The organism is Candidatus Pantoea formicae, assembly GCF_011752625.1.
Taxonomy (GTDB): Bacteria; Pseudomonadota; Gammaproteobacteria; order Enterobacterales; family Enterobacteriaceae; genus Pantoea; species Pantoea formicae.
In genome coordinates this window covers 296102-317486 of sequence record NZ_VWXD01000005.1, presented here as the reverse complement: position 1 = coordinate 317486, position 21385 = coordinate 296102, and the positions used below count along the sequence as shown (strand labels likewise).

Sequence of the window (21385 nt, the reverse complement as noted above, 5' to 3'; positions counted from 1 at the left end):
TGACTTCCCTGTACGTAAACGCTTCCTGAAGAGTGTTGTGAACTATTTCAATCGGCTACTGAAACCTGACTGGGGAAGGAATCCCCGGCGTTACATGATGTTTCAGTCCGGTAAGACGTTGCCATCATAGAGAGCGCCTTGTTAATTAACTGTGAATGTAATCACAGATTGGAAACGGTTACACAGCGCTATCGCCTGAATTAGTGACGGACTCCACAATTTGCCGCTGAGCAACGGAATGGCGGCGAACTAACGTCGGCATAAAACAGTGTGACGACTCAAGATCAAGCTCTCCTGCCGCTCCTTTCAGCGCCAACTCAGTAGCCAGTTTCGCCATAGAAACAATAGGATACCTAACAGTTGTCAGCTGTGGATCGGTATAACGCGAAATGGGAATGTCATCAAAACCAATGACGGAGAAGTGTTGCGGGACCTGAATGCCGTTGTCCTTCAGGGCGGTCAATGCCCCCGCTGCCATACCGTCACAGTAGGAAAATACAGCGGTTAAATGCAGGTTACGCCCCAGTAACTCAACCATCGCGGCTTCACCGCCCTGCATGTCTGGTTCGCCATGGGCGATCCATGACTCTTGTGGGCGAATGCCCTGCTCTGACAGGGCCTGCAGCCAGCCTTCGCGGCGTTGCGTGACATCTTCAATAGGGTGGCTGGAGCTGAGATAGCCGATGCGTTGATGCCCTTGTTGTAACAACATGCGCGTTGCCATCAGAGATCCCGTTACATTATCGAGGCAAACACAGCGATGCTCATAGCCAGGAATAGTGCGATTTATCAACACCATACCTGGAACCTGGTCCATAAAATGGGTCAGTTCAGCGTCTGAAAGCGTTTTCGCGTGAACCACTAAAGCGTTACATCGCTGGCGGATCAGCACCTCAATGGCATGGCGTTCTTTCTCTTCCTGGTGCCAGGAGTTGCTGATCAATACGTGTTTGTGAACACGCTGTGCCACCGTGTCCACCGCCTTCACCAGCGCGCCAAAGAAAGGATCAGAAACGTCCATCACCACCACGCCGATGGTATCACTGACTTGGGTGGCTAAGGCTTGTGCATTAGCATTAGGGCGATAGCCCAGTGATTCCACCGCCTGGAGCACGGCTTCACGGGTATCAGGGGTGACTGCACTGCTGTTGTTGAGCACACGCGACACGGTGGCTACTGATACACCGGCCTGACGGGCGACATCTCGAATTGTTATCATGCAGCTGTTCCACAGAGGATGAAAATGCGCGACGAGCGCGTAACGGCGCTATTCTGTCAGGGCATTTTGCTCAGCTGCGTGAATCACGTCACACGGATGAAAACGGTTACATACAAATCTGCAACCTTTGTGATGAACATCATTATCTGATGCGCGGGGAAGAGTCAGGTTTTCCAGCGGCGAGTCGCGTCAACTTACGCCAGATCCACTCCATCGGCCCCTGTGGGAAGTAATGTAACCACAGCACGGAGAACAAGATATTGACCAACCAGACCGCCGGGACAAGGGCCAATAAATGCAGGCGATCAAATTTCAGGAACAGATTGAAACGGTAGAACAGCGTGGTGCAGATCAGTGTCTGTAACAGGTAGTTACTCAGCGCCATCCGGCCAACGCATTGAATGGCATGGCTGAAACGGGTGGCACCGATTTGCGGCCAGAAGCCAAAACAGAGCGCCGCATAGCCGAGACTGATAAACGGGCTGGCCAGGTCGCGCGGCAGTTGCAGCAAGAAACCGCTCCAGCGGAACTCCCACCCAACCAACCACTGCGCCGCAATACCGGGAATCGCCATTAACCAGCCAATCGTCAGCAGCAGCGCTGCCGAGCGACGATAGTGCTGCACGCTGAACTCCCCTTTCAGCCAACCGCTGCGCATCAAAGCTGCACCAATCAACATCAATCCGGCTAGCTGCCAACCATACTGTGCCGCTAGCGCCATCAAACCAGAGGAGAGATGATCAAGACGGTTTTGTACCGCTTCCCAGCCACCGACCAGTTTCCAATAGCTTTCATACTCAATATCTGCGGCACCGGGCAACCACGACCGCCCCGGCTCAGAACTGGAAATGCCCCAGAATACCAACAGCACGCCGCAGCCTATCAGGTACAGCAGCACACCGGTTTGCAGCAACGCTTTGTCAGAAGGGACTTCGCGCAGCATGCGCCAGATAATTAGCCCAATCAGGCCATAGTCCAACAGAATGTCACCTTCCCAAAAGAAGACGGCATGAATGAAGCCCAGCAGCACTAACAACGTCAGACGCGCCGATAACCAGCGGCTACCGCGTGGCGTTTGCAAATAGAGACCGGCACCGAAGAGTAAGGCAAATAAGGTGAGGAATTTCAGCTGCGCCAGGCCATCCATAATCGCCCAGGTCCAGGCATCTGAAAGCGAGATAGTGCCCTGCCACGCCGGATTGAGATAGGCAGCCGATGGCAAGCCAAAACCCACGATATTGAGCAGCAGAATGCCGAGAATGGCGCAACCACGAATGAAATCCAGCGCAAGATAGCGTTGCATCGAGTGACCTGACGGAAAGAGAAAACGGGCGGCAATAAGCCGCCCAAAGGATTAGCTGTGACGCACCGCGCGTAAGAACTCCTGGCGCGTATTCTGGCTGGACTTGAACAGGCCACCCAGTGATGTAGTGGTGGTGGCGCTGGTGGCATCTTTCACACCGCGCGCTTTGACGCAGTAGTGCACCGCATCAATCGATACTGCCACATTATTGGTACCCAACAGCGTTTGCAGCGCCACCAGCACTTGCTGGGTTAAGCGCTCTTGCACCTGCGGGCGCTGTGCAAAGAACTGCACAATGCGGTTGATTTTCGACAGACCAATGACCTTATCTTTGGGGATATAGGCGACAGTCGCTTTACCGTCGATGATCACGAAATGGTGTTCACAGGTGCTGGTCAGGGTGATATCGCGCACGGTGACCATTTCATCAACCTTCATCTTGTTTTCAATGACGGTGATTTTGGGGAAGTTGGCATAGTCCAGCCCGGAAAATATCTCATCCACATACATCTTGGCGATGCGATGTGGCGTTTCCATCAGGCTGTCATCTTCCAGATCCAGATTCAGCAGCTGCATGATTTGGGTCATGTGACCGGCGATTTCACGCTTGCGGGTTTCGTCATCCATCTCGCGCACCGGGGCGCGTAACGGTGTTTCCAGGCCACGCGCCAGCAGCGCTTCGTGAACCAGGGCGGCTTCCTGACTTAAGGTGCTCATCGTACTCTTTCTCCGGCAGGTGATGCGCCCACAGGTTTTTAACCTGCGGGGGAAATTCTGAGCGCGTATTGTGAAACACAACGCGCGCTTAATCCAGCAATCAATCCGATTGGAGATGAAAGCTTTTCATGGTGTCGAACGGCGCAGCACCAGTGCGCCCGCCAGAATCAGACCTGCGCCCGCCACCCACAAAGCAGGATCAAGTCGATGCCACAACAGGCTGGCAATCCAGGAGAGTAACGGCCCACCCAACTGCCCTACCGCATAGCCGGTGGTCAATAATCCGGCGAGATAACGCGCATGATGTGGCGCCAGCTCACGCCCATACTGTAGCGCGAGTTGCACCACGCACAGAAAGCCACCGCCGACCAGCAAAGCCCCAATCAGCAGGCCATTGAGTCCGGGTAGCACAATCGCGGCGATCACCCCCAGTGCCTGCGCCCACAACACGATGGCGAGGCGCACATGGCTGCTGCCCCAACGTCGGGTCATGATGCCCAGCACGATGCCGATGACCGAAGCACCACCAAACACCGGCCAGACAAACTGCGCCAGCGCACTGTCCGGGAAGCGTGCGGCGGTCATCTGCGACAAAAAGGTCGCTGGCAGGATATAACCAAAACCCGCCAGACTGTAACTCAGCACCAGACGCTTCAAATCACCATTCAGTACCAAAGGTGCAGGCGCTTGATCGGGACGATGCAGTTGCCCGCTACGCGGGAGGAAGCGCGCAATCAAGGCAATCAAAATGAGCGCCAGTAAACCGTAAGCCGCCCAGGCAAACGCCGCGCTGGCGCCACTGGCGTGCAGAGCCACAGCCAGCATTCCGCTGATAAAAATGCCGGTGCCGGGACCGGCAAATACCGCAGCCGACAGTCCCGGACGACCATGATGCAGCAGTTGCTCATTGCTCCACGCGGCTATCAGCACCAGCGCCCAGCCACTGGCGCAGCCAATCAGGAAGCGGATCACGCCGTGCAACCAAGGGCCGCTGACGCAGGCAGAGAGTAGCGTGAGTATCACTGCACCCCATACGCCCGCCTGTAACCGCCATTCGACGCGTTGACGTGCGCGCATGGCATCAAAGGAACCGCACAGGTAGCCAAGGTAGTTAAGCGCCGCCACCAGACTGGCACTGGTCAAGGTCAGTTGGTGATCCTGAATCATCAAGGGTACCTGCGGCGTGAAAGCAAATCGCCCAATCCCCATAGCAACCACTAAACTTAAAAACGCGCTCAGCGCGACGCGAAAGACCATTCCAACCCCAGTTCTGATTCATTTAGCACTTGTCAGCAGCATGCATGACGATTAAACTCACGAAAAGTGAATAATGTTAACCAAGTTGTTTACGAGAAGAGAATATGGATTTAGTACAGCTTCGCATGTTCTGTTCTGTGGCCGAGACCGGTTCGCTGGCACGCGCCGCAGAACTGCTGCATCGCGTTCCTTCTAACCTGACCACCCGTCTGCGCCAGTTAGAAGAAGAGATTGGCGTCGATCTGTTTATCCGTGAGAAACAGCGCATCCGCCTTTCTCCCATGGGCCACAATTTTCTCAACTATGCCCAACGTATCCTCAGCCTGAGTGAAGAAGCGCTGAATATGGCGCGCGCCGGTGAACCTGGCGGCAATTTTGCCTTCGGTTCGATGGAAAGCACCGCCGCCACCCGACTCCCCGGTTTATTGGCCGCCTATCATCAACGATTTCCCACGGTGGCGCTATCTCTGGTGACAGGCACCTCTGGCGATATCATCGATAAAGTGCGCGCAGGCACCCTGGCCGCTGCCTTGGTAGATGGCCCGGCGACGCATGATGATCTTAATGGCTGCATCGCTTTCCGCGAAGAGATGGTGTTGATCACCAGTCTCGATCACGGCCCGATTGATAGCGCGCGCGACACGCAAAACGACACGCTGTTTGCTTTTGGCAATAGCTGCTCGTATCGCACCAAGCTGGAATCCTGGTATCGCGAAAGCCAAACCTCACCCAATAGCGTGATGGAGATTCAGTCCTACCACGCCATGGTCGCTTGCGTTGCCGGTGGTGCGGGTGTGGCGATGATCCCAGCTTCCGTGCTGGCGCAAATGCCAGGACGTGCGCGCGTTCAGGAACATACTTTACCGCCCGCATATCGAGATACCGCCACATGGTTGATGTGGCGCCGCGATGCCTTTACGCCGAACGTCGAAGCGCTGAAGTATTTGATTATTGAAATGTTTGACGACCGCCCACTCAACGATGAGTTGCTTCATCCGCTGCAAACTGCTGAGTGAGTTTTTTACTTGTATAGAATCACGACATCTATAGGAAGAGAGACCGCATGAACATGATTAAAACCCGCGCGGCCGTTGCCTGGGCAGCTGGCGAACCGCTGAAAATCGAAGAAGTGGACCTGATGCCACCGCAAAAAGGGGAAGTGCTGGTGCGTATTGTGGCCACTGGCGTGTGCCACACTGACGCATACACCCTGTCAGGTAAAGATCCTGAAGGCGTGTTCCCCGCGATCCTCGGTCACGAAGGCGGCGGTGTGGTGGAAGCGGTCGGTGAAGGCGTCACCAGCGTGGCGGTAGGCGACCACGTTATCCCGCTTTACACCCCAGAGTGCGGCAAATGTAAGTTCTGTCTATCAGGTAAAACTAACCTGTGTCAGGCGATCCGTTCCACCCAAGGCAAAGGTCTGATGCCTGATGGCACTACCCGTTTCTTCAAAGACGGCAAGCCGATTTTCCATTACATGGGCACCTCAACCTTCTCTGAGTACACCGTCGTCCCGGAGATCTCGCTGGCAAGAATCAGCAAAGAAGCGCCACTGGAAGAAGTGTGCCTGTTGGGCTGCGGCGTGACCACCGGCATGGGTGCCGTGATGAATACCGCGAAAGTTAAAGAAGGCGACACCGTGGCTATCTTTGGCTTAGGCGGAATTGGTTTGTCTGCCATCATCGGCGCAAAAATGGCGAAAGCCGGTCGTATCATCGGTATCGATTTGAACACCAGCAAGTTCGATTTGGCGCGTAAATTAGGCGCCACCGATCTGATCAACCCAAAAGACTATGACAAGCCGATTCAGGATGTGATTGTTGAACTGACCGATGGCGGCGTTGATTTCTCCTTTGAGTGTATCGGCAACGTCAACGTGATGCGTTCAGCCTTGGAGTGCTGCCACAAAGGTTGGGGTGAGTCGGTGATTATCGGCGTAGCCGGTGCCGGTGAAGAGATCTCCACGCGTCCGTTCCAGCTGGTGACCGGTCGTGTATGGCGTGGTTCTGCATTTGGTGGCGTTAAAGGTCGCACGCAGTTGCCTGGCATTGTGCAGGATTACCTTGACGGTAAGTTCGCGCTGAATGATTTCATCACTCACACCATGCCTTTGGAAGAGATTAACGACGCCTTTGATCTGATGCATGAAGGGAAATCAATCCGTTCGGTGGTGCATTTTAACAAGTAATCAGGAGACGTTATGGCATCCACTTTGGAGCTGTTGGAAGAACATCGTATTTTTGGTGGCTGGCAGCAGCGCTGGCGTCATCAGTCGAAGGTGCTGAACTGTCCAATGACCTTCAGCATTTTCCTGCCGCCACCACAGGATGATACACCGCCACCTGTGGTGTGGTTCCTTGCCGGGCTCACCTGTACTGACGAGAACTTCACCACCAAAGCCGGTGCGCAACGTGTTGCCGCTGAATTGGGTCTGGTGCTGATTATGCCAGACACCAGCCCGCGCGGTGAGGATGTCGCCAACGACAGCGGTTACGATCTGGGTCAAGGGGCAGGATTCTATCTCAATGCCACCCAGCAGCCTTGGGCTACACACTATCGCATGTTCGATTACCTCAGTGAGGAGTTGCCCGCGCTGGTGGCTGACAATTTCAAACTGAGCGATCGTCAGTCAGTGATGGGACATTCAATGGGGGGACACGGCGCACTGGTTCTGGCGCTGCGTCTCGGTGGGCGTTTTGCTTCGGCATCAGCGTTTGCACCGATTGTTAATCCGACCGAAGTGCCGTGGGGACAGAAAGCGTTCAGCGCCTATCTGGGTGAGGATCGCCAGACCTGGCGCGAGTGGGACAGCTGCCTGTTAATGCGTGAAGTCGAACAACGTCTGCCGATCTTAATCGATCAGGGTGACGGCGATCAGTTCCTGGCCGATCAGCTACGCCCAGAACAACTGGAAACCGTGGCGCATGAGCAAGGCTTCCCACTGGAGTTGCGCGTGCAGCCCGGCTACGACCATAGCTACTTCTTCATTGCCAGTTTTGTTGAAGACCACCTGCGCTTCCACGCGAAGCATTTGTTGGTGTAGTGCGTTCTGAAAAAAGGGCGGCCTGAAGGCCGCCCTTATCGCATCGTGAGTACTAAACGAGAAGTTTAAACCAGCGACTCCGCCACTAGCCCATCAATCATCACCTGCGGCATCCCTTGCGAACAGTGCTCAATGCGGCCCCGCACGCCGTAAACCTGCGCCAGCGTTTCAGGCGTAATCACCTGTGACGGCGCACCGTCGGCCAGTAATCCGCCATCTTTCAGCATCAACGCATGATCGGCATGACGCAGTGCAATGTTGATGTCATGCACCACCACCACCGTCACGATATTGCGCAGGCGTGTTTCACGACGTACCAGGTCCATCACATGGAACTGATAGTTCAGGTCGAGTGCGCTCAGCGGTTCATCCAGCAACAGCAGTTCCGGGCGACGAATCAACGATTGTGCCAAGCCAACGAGCTGCTTTTGTCCGCCAGACAACTGGTCCAGATAGCGCATTGCCAGATGTGAGATGCCCAATTGTTCCAGCAAATGCATGATCTCAGCTTCACTGGAAGCACTGTGCAAACCACCGGACGCGCGTTGCGCCACAATAATTGATTCCAGGACATGCAGATGCACGCCAGCCGGAAGACTTTGTGGCAGATACACCACGCGCTGCGCACGTCGTGCAAACGGCTGCGACATCAGCTCTTCGCCGTTTAGCCACAGCTCGCCCTGCCCTTTGCTCAACCCGGCCAGCGCACGCAACAGTGTGGATTTACCGCAGCCGTTGGGACCCAACAACACAGTGATTTTGCCGCGCGGCAGTTCGGGTACGTTGAGATCTTCAATGACTTTACGCTTCGGATAACCGGCGTAGAAATGGCTGAGACGTAATCCCTGCTCCATTACACCGTCCCCCTATGACGCAGAATAATACTCAGGAAGAATGGCACCCCGACCAACGAGGTGACGATGCCGACGGGGATGATCACGCCTGGAATCAGGTTCTTCGACGCGACCGACGCCAGTGACAACACCAGCGCACCGGTCAGCGCGCTCGCGGGCAGATAGTAGCGGTGATCTTCACCAAACATCATGCGCGCGATATGCGGTGCAACCAGACCGATAAAGCCAATCGGCCCCACAAAAGCCACGGCCAATGCTGACAAAATACTGATACGCAGCAAGGTCGCCAGACGCAGGCGACGCACATCAATACCGAAGCTTACGGCACGATCTTCGCCGAGGCGCAACGCGGTGAGTTTCCAGCTACTCAGCATCGAGAATGGCACCAGGATGGCAAAGGCCGCTGTCAGTACGCCCAGTTTTTCCCACGAAGCACGCGCCAGACTGCCCATCGTCCAGAACACCAGACCTTGTAAGGTATCCTCACTGGCGATGAACTGCATCATTGAGACCAAGGCGTTAAAGGTGAACACCAATGCAATACCAAACAGCACCACACCCGAGGTGGAAACTTTGGTCCAGCGCGTGACGCCATCCAGCATCAGGGCAGCGAACAGCGCGAAGATGAAGGCGTTCGCAGAAATAAACCACTGATCGGGTACGCCTGGAATACCGATACCCAGAATGATCGCCAATGCCGCACCGAAAGCCGCCGCGGAAGAAACGCCCAGCGTAAACGGACTCGCTAAGGGGTTATTAAGGATAGTTTGCATCTCGGCACCCGCCAGACCCAGCGAGAAGCCCACCACCACGGCCATCAAGGCATAAGGCAAGCGAATATCCCAAACGATGACGCGCGTCCCGGCATCAACCGCATCAGGATGAGTAAGCGTCTGCCAGAGGGTATCGAGGGAGAGCCCGGCTGGGCCAAGGGTGAAATCGAGGATAACTGAAGCCAGTATCGCCAGCACCAGTACGCCAATCAACATCATGCGCTGACGCAGTACCTGGCGGTAGCGTGTCATGGTATTGGCTTGATGGCTGTTTTCCGCCACCAGCGCGGAGTCCGTGGTCTGCATTGTTCTACCTGTTTCTTATCGAAATCATAACGGCAGCCACAATAGTGCAGGTGATAATAATTATCAATTATAACTGTGTGACAAAGCCCAAAATGTAGGGGGGCGTAGAGGTGTCATTGAAATTAGGCGGTTTTCGGCCAGGTGCGCATAAATGCGCACCCTACAGTTGTAGGGTCGCCATTTATGGCGACCTGGACGCATTATTACTCTTTAAACTTCGGGAATTCCATTTCGCTGTACTTCACGAAACGAGAGCCACGTGCCAGCTTGTAACCCAACCAAATCAGCAAGAATAAAGGAATGCCAATATAAGTCGCCGCTACGCCATACCAGTCAATGCGATCCTGCAGGAACGCCTGATAGTTCTGGCCCAGTGTGATAATCAGACACAGCACGAAGGCGAAAATTGGACCCAACGGGAAGAAACCGGAACGATACGGCAGATCCGCCAAGTTCAGCCCCTGCGCAATGTAACCACGGCGGAAACGATAATGGCTGATAGCAATACCCAACCAGGCGATAAAGCCGGTCATGCCTGAAGTATTCAACAACCACAAATAGACTTCCTGGTTACCGAATTTGGAACTCAGAAAACAGAGCGCCGCGATCACTGTGGTGGCAATCAACGCATTACGCGGCACGCCGCCTTTTGACAGTTTAGCGAAGATGCGCGGGGCCTTACCTTCTTGCGCCAGGTTGAACAGCATGCGCGTAGATGCGTACATGCCTGAGTTACCGGCTGACAATACGGCAGTCAAGATAACCGCATTCATAATTGCCGCAGCAGAGAGCAATCCTGCATTCTGGAACACCAGCGTAAATGGGCTGATAGAGATGTCGGTAACATCGTTACGCAGCAGTTTAGGATCGGTATAAGGGAGAATCAGACTGATAATTAAAATAGCGAAGATATAGAACAACAGGATTCGCCAGAACACCTGACGCATTGCGCGCGGAATGTTTTTCGCCGGGTCCTTTGATTCACCCGCAGCGATACCGATCAATTCAGTCCCCTGGAATGAGAACCCAGCAATCATCGCGACGCCAATCATCGCAGAAAAACCACCCGCAAAGGGCGCATCACCCACGGTCCAGTTATGCCAACCCGCATTTTCCGCACCGCGTAGAATGCCCACAATCATCATGACGCCAACCACAATGAAAATCACGACGGTGGCAACTTTGATCAACGAGAACCAATATTCTGCTTCGCCAAAACCCTTAACAGAAATGTAATTCAGCAAGAACATCAGGCTCAGGAAGAGCGCACTCCAGATCCAACCGGGTGTGTCCGGGAACCAATAGGTCATGACCAACTGGGATGCAACCAGTTCTACGGCAATAGTGACTGCCCAGTTGTACCAGTAGTTCCATCCCAGTGCGAAGCCGAAACCCTCTTCCACATATTTGGCGCCGTATGTAGAAAAAGAGCCGGAAACGGGCATAAACGCAGCCATTTCAGCGAGACTGGTCATCAGGAAATAAACCATCAGGCCAATCAGCGCGTAAGAGAGTAACGCACCGCCAGGACCTGCCTGAGAAATGGTGGCACCCGAGGCGACAAACAGACCGGTGCCGATGGAACCGCCAATGGCGATCATGGTGAGATGGCGCGCTTTTAATTCACGGCGCAGCTTAGGTTGATGTGTTGTTTTTGAGTCATTATGCATGTGTAAACGCTATGCTGGATAAAAATAAGGCGCGATTGTAGCAGCTAACCCCAAGCTGTATAGCATTCACGGCGGGTTATTAGTTACCTTCATAATCGGCACAAAATTATTAGCCAATAGCGTAACAAGAGCCGCGATTACTCGCGGCAATAGGAGAGGAAACGGCTCAATGCTTTCGACAAATGTTTCTGTCGATGGTGGATGCGATACAGTGTGCGCGTCAGGCGTGGTAAGGGCACAGCCACTTCAACCAACGTGCCCGCCTCCAACAAATCGCTAATCACGCGACGCGACAAGCAGCTGATCCCCATGCCATGTCGCACAGCATGTTTTATCGCCTCGGAGTTACCCAATTCCATGCCGAGTTGGAATTGCGGCAAATGTGAAAGCAGCAGGTAATCAACGATTTCACGCGTGCCTGAACCTCGCTCACGTAAGATCCAGGGTGCGGCCGCCAGAGTTTCCAGCGTGACCGGCTGTTGCAGAATCTCAGCATTCGGTGCAGCGAAGACCACTAATTCATCTTCCAGCCACGCCTCACTGATGATATCTGGCTCATGGCAGGGCCCTTCAATCAGGCCAATATCGACACGAAAATCTGCCACGGCAGTAATGGCATCCTGGCTGTTGCCGACACTGAGTTCCAGCGGTAGCGTAGGAAAATCACGGCGATAGGCGGCGATCATCCCCGGCAGCAGATAGCTGCCAATGGTACTGCTCGCAAACACACGAATGGCACCGTTATCCTCTTTGAACAGCTGTTCTATCTCGCCGGCCTGCTCCAGTAACCCCACGGCGCGCGGATAAAGCAAACGGCCATGCTCGTTTAGAACCAATCGTTTTCCGACCCGATCAAATAACTGAACGCCCAGTTGATTTTCCAGGTCGGCCAGGGCCGCACTCACCGCCGACTGCGACAGTGACAGAACCTGCGAGGCCTGAGTGGTCGAACCGCTTTTTAAAACTTCGGTAAAGACTTCAATCTGACGCAATGTAATATGCATGCGCCCTCCTTACATTGCGTATCGCTTCACAAGATAAACCACTACCGCCAACCAGATAATGACCGTGAAGCCAAATCCAGCCCAGCTCACGATTTTCTGGCCACGTGCACGTTGTACCTCGGCACGCTCCGCACTGCTGATGCGGATTTCACGCGGTAATAATCGCAACAAAATAATGACGCCCAGCGGGACGATAATGGCGTCATCCAGTAAACCAATGATGGGAATGAAATCAGGGATAAGATCGATAGGACTTAGCGCGTAGGCAACGATGCTGAACGCCATTAGCTTAAACCACCAAGGCGTGCGCGGATCGCGGCAAGCGAACCACAACGTCAATACATCACGTTTGATGAGCCGCGCCCAACGGCGCAAACGCATGAACATCCCTAACTGTCCTTATTACTTATTCTGGTTAGTCGATAATATATTATCAATTTAACGATTAAACCAGTCAGGCCAGTTAGGATGTGGGAGATCAGGACTTCATACCAATCAACTGTTCCAGTTCGGAATCACATGCGGTGAACTCATCAGTGATAGTACGAATCAGCCAGTCTTGATAGCCAAAGTTTTCCCGACGTGAATAGAGGCATTCGGAGCGGTACAATTTCTTCGGATCGCTGTGATTGACACCATAACGATAAAAATGCACCAAAGAGTTGTCCGTTTCGGGCACGGCGAGGGTAAAGCCTACCGCGCCGTTTCCATTATAAAAAAGGGTGACATCTTTCAGTTTACCTAAAGTTATCTTATGGATTGTATTAGAGTTTTCATGCTGTAAAGCGGTATCAAATGTACTTCTATAGGCTGTTTTCATATTTATAGTTAAATGAAACTAATTTGTTAAACTATAGTTAACTTGTGGAAATTTTCACCTGCCATTTTTGGTAGGTGTTTTGTCGTGCCCTTTTTGTTCCCCAGAGTAATGCAACATTTCATGGCGTTATCGCATCCGCTATGATGTGGCCTTTGCAGCAGCAATCGCCAATCAGGAGAGCGGCATGAAATATATCGGCGCACACGTCAGTGCATCTGGCGGCGTAGACCAGGCAGTTATCCGTGCCCACGAACTTGAAGCTACAGCCTTTGCGCTGTTCACGAAAAATCAGCGCCAATGGAAAGCCGCCCCGCTCTCCGGTGAAGTGATCGATGCCTTCAAAACTGCGTGCGAGAAATACAATTTCACTTCCGCGCAAATTTTGCCGCATGATAGCTACCTGATTAACCTTGGCCATCCGGTAATGGATGCGCTGGAGAAATCCCGCGAGGCGTTTCTGGATGAGATGCAACGCGCCGAGCAACTGGGGCTGACGCTGCTGAATTTCCACCCTGGCAGCCACCTGAAGCAGATTGAAGAAAAGGCGTGCCTGAAGCGCATCGCCGAATCGATCAATATCGCGCTGGATAAGACCCACAACGTGGTGGCGGTGATTGAAAACACCGCGGGTCAGGGCAGCAATCTCGGTTTCCGTTTCGAACACCTCGCCACCATCATTGAGCACGTCGAAGATAAGTCACGTGTCGGCGTGTGTATCGATACCTGCCACGCGTTTGCTGGCGGTTACGATCTGCGAACTGAAGAAGCCTGCGTGGAGACCTTTGCAGAATTTGAACGCATCGTCGGTTTCCAGTTCCTGCGCGGCATGCACCTGAATGACGCCAAAAGCGCGCTGGGCAGCCGCGTGGATCGCCACCACAGCTTAGGTGAGGGCAACATCGGCAAGACGGTGTTTAGCTGGCTGATGAAGGATAAGCGCTTCGATGGCATCCCGATGATTCTGGAAACCATCAATCCGGATATCTGGAAAGATGAGATTGCGTGGCTGAAGTCGGAACAACAGGCGTAATACAGACAGCAAAAAGGGAGCCGCAGCTCCCTTTTTCATGTCCCGTTAAGATTACGCCGCTTTCGCCAGCTCTTCTTCTGGGCGCTTCAGAATGGCGTAACCGAGGCCAGCCACTGCGGTACCAATCACAATCGACATCAGGTAACCCAGCACCGGGGTGATTGCACCTGGGATCAGCAGCACGAACAGACCACCGTGTGGTGCCATCAGTTTCGCGCCAACCAACATGGATACCGCGCCCGTTATCGCACCACCGACGATGCAGCAAGGCAGCACACGCATTGGGTCACGCGCCGCAAACGGAATCGCACCTTCAGAGATGAAGCACAAACCGAGCACCAGTGCCGCTTTACCCCCTTCCTGCTGACCTTTGTTGAACTTACGGCGTGCAACAATCGTCGCCAGACCCATTGCTAACGGTGGCACCATACCGGCGGCCATGATCGCGGCCATCGGCGCATAGGTTTGCGAACTCAGCAGGCCGACACCGAAGGCGTATGCCACTTTGTTCACCGGACCACCCATGTCGGTACACATCATGCCACCGAGGATCGCGCCCAGCAGAACCGCGTTGGCAGTTCCCATGTTCGCCAGCCAGTGAGTCAGGCCGCTCATGATGCCTGCAACAGGTTTACCCACCACGTAAATCATCAGCAGGCCGGTAATCAAACTCGCTACCAGCGGAATAATCAGGATCGGTTTTAACGCTTCCATACTTTGCGGCAGTTTGACTTTGCTGCTCAGCATCTTCGCGGCGTAACCGGCAATGAAGCCAGCGATGATACCGCCAAGGAAACCGGCGTTAATGCTGGTGGCGATCATACCGCCAATCAGACCAGGGGTCAGACCCGGACGGTCGGCAATTGAGAAAGCAATAAAGCCTGCCAGCACCGGAACCATCAGCGCGAAGGCACTGCCGCCACCGATCTGCATCAGCGCAGCCGCTAAGGTGCCCTGCTCTTTAAATGCGGTGATACCAAAGGCGAAGGAGAGCGCGATGCTCAAACCACCTGCTACGACCATCGGAAGCATGTAGGACACGCCGGTCAGCAGGTGACGATAAGCACCCGCTTTCTCTTTGCTGTCGCTTTGCGTGCTGGCAGACGCGTTGCCGCTCGGTTGATATGTTTTGGCCTCAACTTGCGCTTTATCCAGTTCCTGCGCGGTTTTCTTCAGCGCCAGGCTGGTTGAGGTGCGGTACATCGGCTTGCCAGCGAACTTCGCCAGGTCCACATCGATATCCGCCGCCACGATCACCAGATCGGCGGCCGCCACCTCTTCAGGGGTGATGGCGTTGCCTGCACCCACGGAACCGCGGGTTTCCACTTTCACCCACCAGCCGCGTTTAGTGGCTTCTGCCTGAATCGCCTCAGCCGCCATAAAGGTGTGCGCTACGCCGGTTGGGCAAGCGGTAACCGCGACAATGCGTTTCTGACCGGTGCTCTGAGCGGCAGCCGGTGCTGCAACCGCCGCCGCATGCCAGACTTTGGCACTGGCTTTGGCTTGGTTAATCGCCGCCAGCGGATCGCGCAGCGCCTGCTGCACATCCACCAGCGCTACGGATTTGCCTGCCAGCTGTACATCATTCGGCACCGCATGGCCAGCAACCAATACCAGTTCAGCATCGGCCGCGTTATCGGTCAGCGTCAGGCCAGCCTGAGCAGCGGTTGCGCGCAGACGTTCTAAAGCTAAGTGTCCTGATGCCAATCCCAGTGAAGAATCTTTTATCAGCAGCGTTTTCATTATCGCTCTCCTGCTGTTAGTTAACGGGTTTTAAGTCAACACGCGCCATCATCGCGGCCAACTGGGTACGGTCGGTCACACCAACGTTGCTCTGGCTCACCGCCATAGCAGCCACTGCGGTAGCCAGACGCAAGGTATGCTCGCTGGATTCACGCATCAGCAGCCCGTAGATCAGGCCACCAACCATTGAATCTCCCGCGCCTACGGTGCTGACCACTTCACAGGCTGGTGGTTTGGCGATCCATTCGCCAGAGGCGTTGACCCACAGTGCGCCTTCCGCACCAAGGGAAATCACCACATGGGCAATGCCCTGCTCACGCAGTTCATGCGCAGCTTCGATCACATCCTGCAAGGTTGGCAGTTTGCGGTCGGCCCAGATTTCGAGTTCACGACGGTTCGGCTTCACCAGCCACGGCGCGGCTTTCAGTCCGGCCACCAGCGCTTCACGGCTGCTGTCGAAGATGATGCACGGGCACAGAGTGCGCAGATCGCTCATCCATTTGGTGAAGGCTTCCGGTGCCACGCCCGTCGGCAAACTGCCGCTGACACACACCATGTCAAACTGCCCCAGCCAGGTCAGTGAATCGGCAGTGAAGCGATCCCAGTCCTGCGCAGTGACATTGAAGCCGGAGAAATTCAGATCGGTAACTTCACCGTCTTTTTCTGTCAGCTTCACGTTGATGCGGGTACGCCCCTGCACCACCTGAAAACGGTTGGCGATGCCCAGTTCACTGAACAGCTGCTGGAAGCCATCCTGGTTCTCTTTGCCCAAGAATCCACCGACGGTGACGTCGATACCCAGGTCTTTCAGCACTTTGGCAACGTTGATGCCTTTACCAGCAGCATGAAGACCGGTGGTTTTCACCAGGTTGACTTCACCCCGCTCGATTTCTGGCGTGTAACCCACCAGATCATAGGCAGGATTCAGGGTAATGGTTGCAACACGGCGGCTCATGCTACCCCCTCACCCAGACCCGCGTTGATGGCTTCTTCAATCGCGTTCAATGCCTGCTGTGCATCTTCGCCGCTGGCAGTAAAGCGTAGGCGGTGGCCCTTCTTCACGCCCAGCGCGACGACTTTCATCAGGCTGCGCCCGTTAGCCGGTTTGCCGCTGCCATCAAGGTTGGTCACGGTAATGTCACTGTTAAATTGTTTAATCACGGTCACCAGCGCCGTGCCAGGACGTGCATGCAATCCGTGCTCGTTACGAATGGTGAACTCTGCAGTCAACTGGTCGGCCGCTTCATCGACTTCGCTGGTCAACAGCGCCAGAATGCCTGCGGCATCTGCTTTCAGCAGTCGGTCAGCTTTGTTGTTTAACAGCAGGTTGCTCAGGTAACCCAGCACCTCAAGCGGACGATCATCCGTTGCTGCAACCGTGACGAGCAGTGCAACAGATTCACCCTGATGCACAAAGGGTGCGGCGGTACGGCTCACGGCCACGGCACTGTTAAGGTTGCCGTTGGCACTGTCGCTCAGCCAGATTCCCTGTCCCAGACTCAGTGGTGCATGTGAGACCACATCCGCGACGAAAGCGGTTTCCACCGCGCCTGCAGCCTGTAAACGACCTGCGTTCAGTGCCTGTAAAGTGATGAGGTCGCTGGCCGCCACATCCACGGCAATCAAGGAAGTATCGAACTTGAACTCAGCAGCCTGCTTTTCACCCATCAGCAGCGCGCGTAAATCTTCTGCTGAAGCGGTCTTCAACTGGTCGGCAATGCTGTCATCGCTCAATACATGCGTCAGTTGACGCAGCAAGGCGAGATGTTCATCTGACTTCGCCGCAATGCCGATGGCAATGTAAGCCGTTTGGCCGTCACCCCAATCCACGCCTTGCGGGAATTGATAGACCTGAACACCGGTTTTCAGCACCAGATCGCGCGTATCGGTGGTGCCATGAGGAATGGCGATGCCATTACCCAGGAATGTGGTGGTCTGCTGTTCACGCGCCAGCATGCCATTGACATAGCCTTCCGACACGTTGCCGGCTGCTGTCAATGCTGCCGCAACCTGACGGATGGCCTCTTCTTTATTCTGTGCATTGGCGCCGGTATGAATGGCCTGAACTTCGAGCTGGAACATATTTCTCCTCGCTTGCTGAAATTGAATCGTTTCAGCTTAATGGCGAAAAATTACGCTGCACATTGTGAACTAAGCCGCAACGGCAACGCTGAAACGTTTCAGGAAATATGGTACAGCAGCGTAAAGCAGGCAAGAAAATGCGCAATCGGCGTAGCAGATTTTTGACGTTCCGCACATTTCAGATGGGATTTAGGATTTTTCATCCCCTGAAAGCTGACGGTTTTGCTGTAAGACGGCAGCAAATTAAGTTAATGGCGTCAGCAAACTGTCAGCAACAACTCAGGGGGCGGTATCTGCTTCAAGCTTGAGCAGAAAAATCATCGCGTCATCACGGCTGTTTCCACACATCTCTGCGCTGGGCTGTAACCCGGCACAGACCGCTGGACGCGCTGGTGATCCAAAGATTTTACAGCGCTGGCGTTCGTCAAGCTGAACGCAGCGGGTATTGGCCGGCTTGCCCTGTGGCATACCGGGGATTGGGGAAGAGATTGAGGGGGCTGTGCAACAGGCACCGCACTGGTCACGACAAAACATCATGCGCTCCTGCTGGCATTTCGTCGCGACAATAGCAGCCCGGCGTGGGGAATGCCATTACACGTGCAACAATTTTACATCGGCTCACTTGCCTGTTTTTCGCGGCGCGAGTAACGTGGCGCGCATTAACCCTCTTTAAGCGAGTTACACACCATGCCAAAGGCAAATGAAGTCAAAAAAGGAATGGCTGTCACCTGGAACGGCAAACTGTTGCTGGTGAAAGACATTGATGTGCAGAGTCCCAGTGCTCGCGGTGCCGCAACCTTATATAAGATGCGTTTTACCGATGTACGCACCGGTCTGAAAGTCGAAGAACGCTTTAAAGGCGACGATATTATTGATGCCATCCAACTGAGCCGCCGCGCGGTCACTTTCTCTTATATAGATGGTGACGAATACGTGTTTATGGATGATGAAGATTACACGCCCTATAGCTTCAAGAAAGACCAGATTGAAGAAGAGTTGCTGTTTATCCCAGAGGGCGGAATCCCAGGCATTCAGGTACTGACAATGGATGGACAAGTTTTGGCGCTGGAACTGCCACAGACGGTTGATATGGAGATTGTGGACACGTCGCCAGGTATTAAGGGAGCTTCCGCTAGCGCACGCACGAAACCGGCGGGCATGAGCACCGGACTCTCCATTCAGGTGCCAGAGTATTTAAGTAATGGCGATCGCATTCGTATCCATATTGCTGAACGTCGCTATATGAGTCGCGCGGATTAGTCACGCGATTTTGTCCGGCCGCCGATGGTTGTTATAGTGTAACAATGTCGTGCGCGCCGGAACCCTATTCCGCGCGCTAATAATGGAGCCTGTCATGACGCGCGTTAATGTAATAACCGGATTTCTCGGTAGCGGAAAAACCACCACGCTGCTGCATCTGTTAAACCACAAACCGGCAGATGAGAATTGGGCGATTCTGGTCAACGAGTTTGGCGAGATTGGCATTGACGGCGCGTTGCTCGCCGATCGTGGTGCCACGCTAAAAGAGATCCCCGGCGGCTGTATGTGCTGTGTTAACGGACTGCCGCTACAGGTAGGGTTGAACCTGCTGTTAAAGCAGGCCAAACCCGACCGTCTGATCATTGAACCCACAGGCCTTGGCCATCCCAAACAGCTGATCAATATGCTGCGCGCTGCGGTTTATCAACCCTGGATTCAACTTGATGCCACGCTCACACTGCTTGATCCTCACCAACTCGCTGATGCACGTGTGACAGCAAATGAAAACTTCCGCGATCAGCTCACCGCGGCAGATATTGTCATTGCCACCAAAAGCGATCGCTGGAGCGATGATGACCGCCTGCTTCTACAAGCGTGGCAAAAGCAGCATCTGGGCGATCGCCAGCTGGTTGAATCGGCATGGGGGAACATCGACCCCGCTCTTTTATGCCAGCCGGCGTTGGCGGATCGTGCGGTTCCTGATGCAGCACATCACCACCATGCTTCACGGCCTCAAGGCTTAGCCGCCTTAAAACTTGAGGGTTCTGCCCGCTGGCGACGCGCGTTGAATGAAGGCCAAGGGTATGCTTCCTGTGGCTGGATTTTCGATGGCGATACGGTCTTTGATACCATCCCCGCACTAGAGTGGGCGCGGCTTGCACCGGTAGACCGCGTTAAGGGCGTACTACGGACACCAGATGGCCTGGTGAACATTAATCGCCAAGGCGATGACTTCTTTATGGAAACGCGAACCACTACGCCACCGGACAGTCGCATTGAATTAATCCACCATCAACCCGTTGACTGGAACGTTTTGCAAACAACTTTGTTGAAGATTCGTTTAGATTAGCTGCGTTAGGTTGCCCCGTTATTTTCTTTTAGAGTCTATTTTTTATGCGCGCGTCTCGTTTAATCACCATCCTGCTGCTGAATGCATTAGGGATTATGCTGTTCTTTTCGTGGTACTTGCCACCGGACCATGGATTCTGGTTTGGTCTCGATAAAGCTATCTTCTTTAGCTTTAATGACAAGATGGTGGACCATCACGGCTTTGCCTTGCTGGTGGCGATCACCAATTTCCGTGGCTTTGATGCGGTATCGTTGTTGGCAATGGGTCTGCTGTATCTGTGGTTCTGGCGCCGTGAAACGCCGCAAGGCCGCCGCCGCATGCTGGCAATTGGCATCACCATGCTGCTGACCGCTGTGGTGCTCAATCAATTAGGTCATTTGATTCCGGTGCAACACGTCAGCCCAACCCTGTTCTTTGACAACGTGCATCGCGTAAGCGAACTGACGGGCATTCCCGCGAAAGATGCTTCCAGTAATAGCTTCCCCGGTGACCACGGCATGATGCTGATTATTTTCGCTTGCTTTATGTGGCGTTATTTCGGCTTCCGCGCATTCCTCGTAGGCTTACTGATTGTGGTGGTGTTCGCTCTGCCACGAGTAATGGCAGGCGCGCACTGGTTTACCGATATTGCGGTAGGATCGATGTCAGTGATTCTGGTGGGATTAAGCTGGTGCTTGTTAACGTCGCTCAGTGACAAACTGGTAAATTGGCTCTATCGCACTCTGCCGGGCAAACATAAGCCACGCACATAATTGTGAAGCGCGGATGACATTAAATTAAAAAGTCGATCATCCGCGCTTATCGAATCCTGAAATACATTATTAGCATGCTAACGTTATTCCATTAAAAGAAAACATTATGATAAAAAAACAGTAACAATAGCCCTTTTCTCATATTGTCCAGCCAAAACCCTCTTAAAATCAGCCTTAGCGCCTGAATTGACCTCAATTATCACAGCTTATCCGCCCTTAAAATGCGACCAATTGATGATAAAGTAGCCATTGTGTTACGGATTGATTTCATATCAATAAAACCTATAAAAATTTATATAAAAGCACTCGCCACGCGGTCTGTAATCGGTTAACCTCAAATCCGATTACTAAGAGTGCAGCATAAAATTCGGTGCCTTATGAAACAAAAATGTGTTCATTAACACATTTTAGTAATTAAGGAATTGTCTTAAGCGGTCTTACTTATTAATCTCGAAACCGTTTTGTCATCTGGCTGGCGACATT

Annotated in this window: 21 protein-coding genes; 7 read left to right on the top strand and 14 right to left on the bottom strand. The window is 53.7% G+C overall.

Annotated elements, in window-relative coordinates; all coding sequences use genetic code 11:
* Positions 1 to 178 precede the first annotated feature (178 nt).
* The 4 genes from galS to F3J38_RS17190 all read right to left on the bottom strand — a co-directional run bounded on the left by galS (position 179) and on the right by F3J38_RS17190 (position 4496).
* Positions 179 to 1219 (bottom strand): HTH-type transcriptional regulator GalS, encoded by a 1041-nt coding sequence (gene galS, locus F3J38_RS17205; RefSeq protein WP_167140403.1) that lies wholly within the window; start codon positions 1217 to 1219, stop codon positions 179 to 181.
* Between the two features lie 142 nt (positions 1220 to 1361).
* Positions 1362 to 2522, bottom strand: a complete 1161-nt coding sequence (gene yeiB, locus F3J38_RS17200; protein ID WP_167140401.1) for a DUF418 domain-containing protein YeiB — start codon at positions 2520 to 2522, stop codon at positions 1362 to 1364.
* Between the two features lie 51 nt (positions 2523 to 2573).
* Positions 2574 to 3239, bottom strand: a complete 666-nt coding sequence (gene folE, locus F3J38_RS17195) for a GTP cyclohydrolase I FolE (protein ID WP_084937089.1) — start codon at positions 3237 to 3239, stop codon at positions 2574 to 2576.
* Positions 3240 to 3365: 126 nt separating this feature from the next.
* Positions 3366 to 4496: a YbfB/YjiJ family MFS transporter gene (locus F3J38_RS17190; protein ID WP_167140399.1), complete on the bottom strand. Its 1131-nt coding sequence runs from the start codon at positions 4494 to 4496 to the stop codon at positions 3366 to 3368.
* Positions 4497 to 4600: 104 nt separating this feature from the next.
* Here F3J38_RS17190 and ptrR point away from each other — a divergent pair, with 104 nt between their 5' ends.
* Genes ptrR through fghA form a run of 3 tightly spaced genes read left to right on the top strand, consistent with a single transcriptional unit; the run spans position 4601 to position 7539 of the window.
* Positions 4601 to 5512 (top strand): putrescine utilization regulator PtrR, encoded by a 912-nt coding sequence (gene ptrR, locus F3J38_RS17185; protein WP_167140397.1) that lies wholly within the window; start codon positions 4601 to 4603, stop codon positions 5510 to 5512.
* Positions 5513 to 5559: 47 nt separating this feature from the next.
* Positions 5560 to 6684, top strand: coding sequence for an S-(hydroxymethyl)glutathione dehydrogenase/class III alcohol dehydrogenase (locus F3J38_RS17180; protein WP_167140395.1), 1125 nt, complete (start codon positions 5560 to 5562; stop codon positions 6682 to 6684).
* Between the two features lie 12 nt (positions 6685 to 6696).
* On the top strand, positions 6697 to 7539 hold the full coding sequence (gene fghA / locus F3J38_RS17175) for an S-formylglutathione hydrolase (RefSeq protein WP_167140393.1): 843 nt from the start codon (positions 6697 to 6699) through the stop codon (positions 7537 to 7539).
* 65 nt (positions 7540 to 7604) lie between these two features.
* Here fghA and F3J38_RS17170 read toward each other — a convergent pair whose 3' ends face one another.
* From F3J38_RS17170 to F3J38_RS17145, 6 genes are all read right to left on the bottom strand, one after another.
* A complete protein-coding gene (locus F3J38_RS17170; protein ID WP_167140391.1) occupies positions 7605 to 8393 on the bottom strand; it encodes an ABC transporter ATP-binding protein in 789 nt (262 codons plus the stop codon).
* The gene (locus tag F3J38_RS17165; RefSeq protein WP_167140389.1) at positions 8393 to 9472 is read right to left on the bottom strand and encodes a FecCD family ABC transporter permease; all 1080 of its coding nucleotides are present in this window, start codon (positions 9470 to 9472) and stop codon (positions 8393 to 8395) included. The genes F3J38_RS17170 and F3J38_RS17165 overlap by 1 nt, the downstream gene beginning before the upstream one ends.
* A 203-nt stretch (positions 9473 to 9675) precedes the next feature.
* Positions 9676 to 11142: an amino acid permease gene (locus F3J38_RS17160; protein WP_167140387.1), complete on the bottom strand. Its 1467-nt coding sequence runs from the start codon at positions 11140 to 11142 to the stop codon at positions 9676 to 9678.
* A gap of 137 nt (positions 11143 to 11279) precedes the next feature.
* Complete coding sequence (gene yieE / locus F3J38_RS17155; protein ID WP_167140385.1) at positions 11280 to 12146, bottom strand: DNA-binding transcriptional regulator YeiE; 867 nt, start codon at positions 12144 to 12146, stop codon at positions 11280 to 11282.
* A 9-nt stretch (positions 12147 to 12155) separates the two neighbouring features.
* A complete protein-coding gene (locus F3J38_RS17150) occupies positions 12156 to 12533 on the bottom strand; it encodes a YkvA family protein (protein WP_167140383.1) in 378 nt (125 codons plus the stop codon).
* A gap of 91 nt (positions 12534 to 12624) precedes the next feature.
* Positions 12625 to 12966, bottom strand: a complete 342-nt coding sequence (locus F3J38_RS17145; RefSeq protein ID WP_167140381.1) for a hypothetical protein — start codon at positions 12964 to 12966, stop codon at positions 12625 to 12627.
* A gap of 184 nt (positions 12967 to 13150) precedes the next feature.
* On the opposite strand from F3J38_RS17145, the gene nfo reads away from it, so the two are divergent.
* Complete coding sequence (nfo, locus tag F3J38_RS17140; RefSeq protein ID WP_167140379.1) at positions 13151 to 13996, top strand: deoxyribonuclease IV; 846 nt, start codon at positions 13151 to 13153, stop codon at positions 13994 to 13996.
* Positions 13997 to 14047: 51 nt separating this feature from the next.
* Here the strand turns inward: nfo and fruA are convergent, their stop codons facing one another.
* The 4 genes from fruA to F3J38_RS17120 form a co-directional block, all read right to left on the bottom strand.
* Positions 14048 to 15739, bottom strand: a complete 1692-nt coding sequence (gene fruA / locus F3J38_RS17135; RefSeq protein WP_167140377.1) for a PTS fructose transporter subunit IIBC — start codon at positions 15737 to 15739, stop codon at positions 14048 to 14050.
* A gap of 16 nt (positions 15740 to 15755) precedes the next feature.
* Positions 15756 to 16694: a 1-phosphofructokinase gene (fruK, locus tag F3J38_RS17130; protein WP_167140375.1), complete on the bottom strand. Its 939-nt coding sequence runs from the start codon at positions 16692 to 16694 to the stop codon at positions 15756 to 15758.
* A complete protein-coding gene (gene fruB / locus F3J38_RS17125) occupies positions 16691 to 17821 on the bottom strand; it encodes a fused PTS fructose transporter subunit IIA/HPr protein (RefSeq protein ID WP_167140373.1) in 1131 nt (376 codons plus the stop codon). The genes fruK and fruB overlap by 4 nt, the downstream gene beginning before the upstream one ends.
* A gap of 279 nt (positions 17822 to 18100) precedes the next feature.
* Positions 18101 to 18355, bottom strand: coding sequence for a YkgJ family cysteine cluster protein (locus F3J38_RS17120; RefSeq protein ID WP_167140512.1), 255 nt, complete (start codon positions 18353 to 18355; stop codon positions 18101 to 18103).
* Positions 18356 to 18508: 153 nt separating this feature from the next.
* On the opposite strand from F3J38_RS17120, the gene yeiP reads away from it, so the two are divergent.
* The 3 genes from yeiP (at position 18509) to F3J38_RS17105 (ending at position 20902) form a co-directional block, all read left to right on the top strand.
* Positions 18509 to 19081 carry an elongation factor P-like protein YeiP gene (gene yeiP, locus F3J38_RS17115; RefSeq protein ID WP_167140372.1) on the top strand — a complete coding sequence of 191 codons (573 nt, stop codon included), beginning with the start codon at positions 18509 to 18511 and terminating at the stop codon, positions 19079 to 19081.
* Between the two features lie 94 nt (positions 19082 to 19175).
* Entirely contained in the window at positions 19176 to 20150 is a 975-nt protein-coding gene (locus tag F3J38_RS17110; RefSeq protein ID WP_167140370.1) for a CobW family GTP-binding protein, read from the top strand.
* A 44-nt stretch (positions 20151 to 20194) separates the two neighbouring features.
* Complete coding sequence (locus F3J38_RS17105) at positions 20195 to 20902, top strand: phosphatase PAP2 family protein (RefSeq protein WP_167140368.1); 708 nt, start codon at positions 20195 to 20197, stop codon at positions 20900 to 20902.
* The last annotated feature ends 483 nt before the right edge of the window (positions 20903 to 21385 follow it).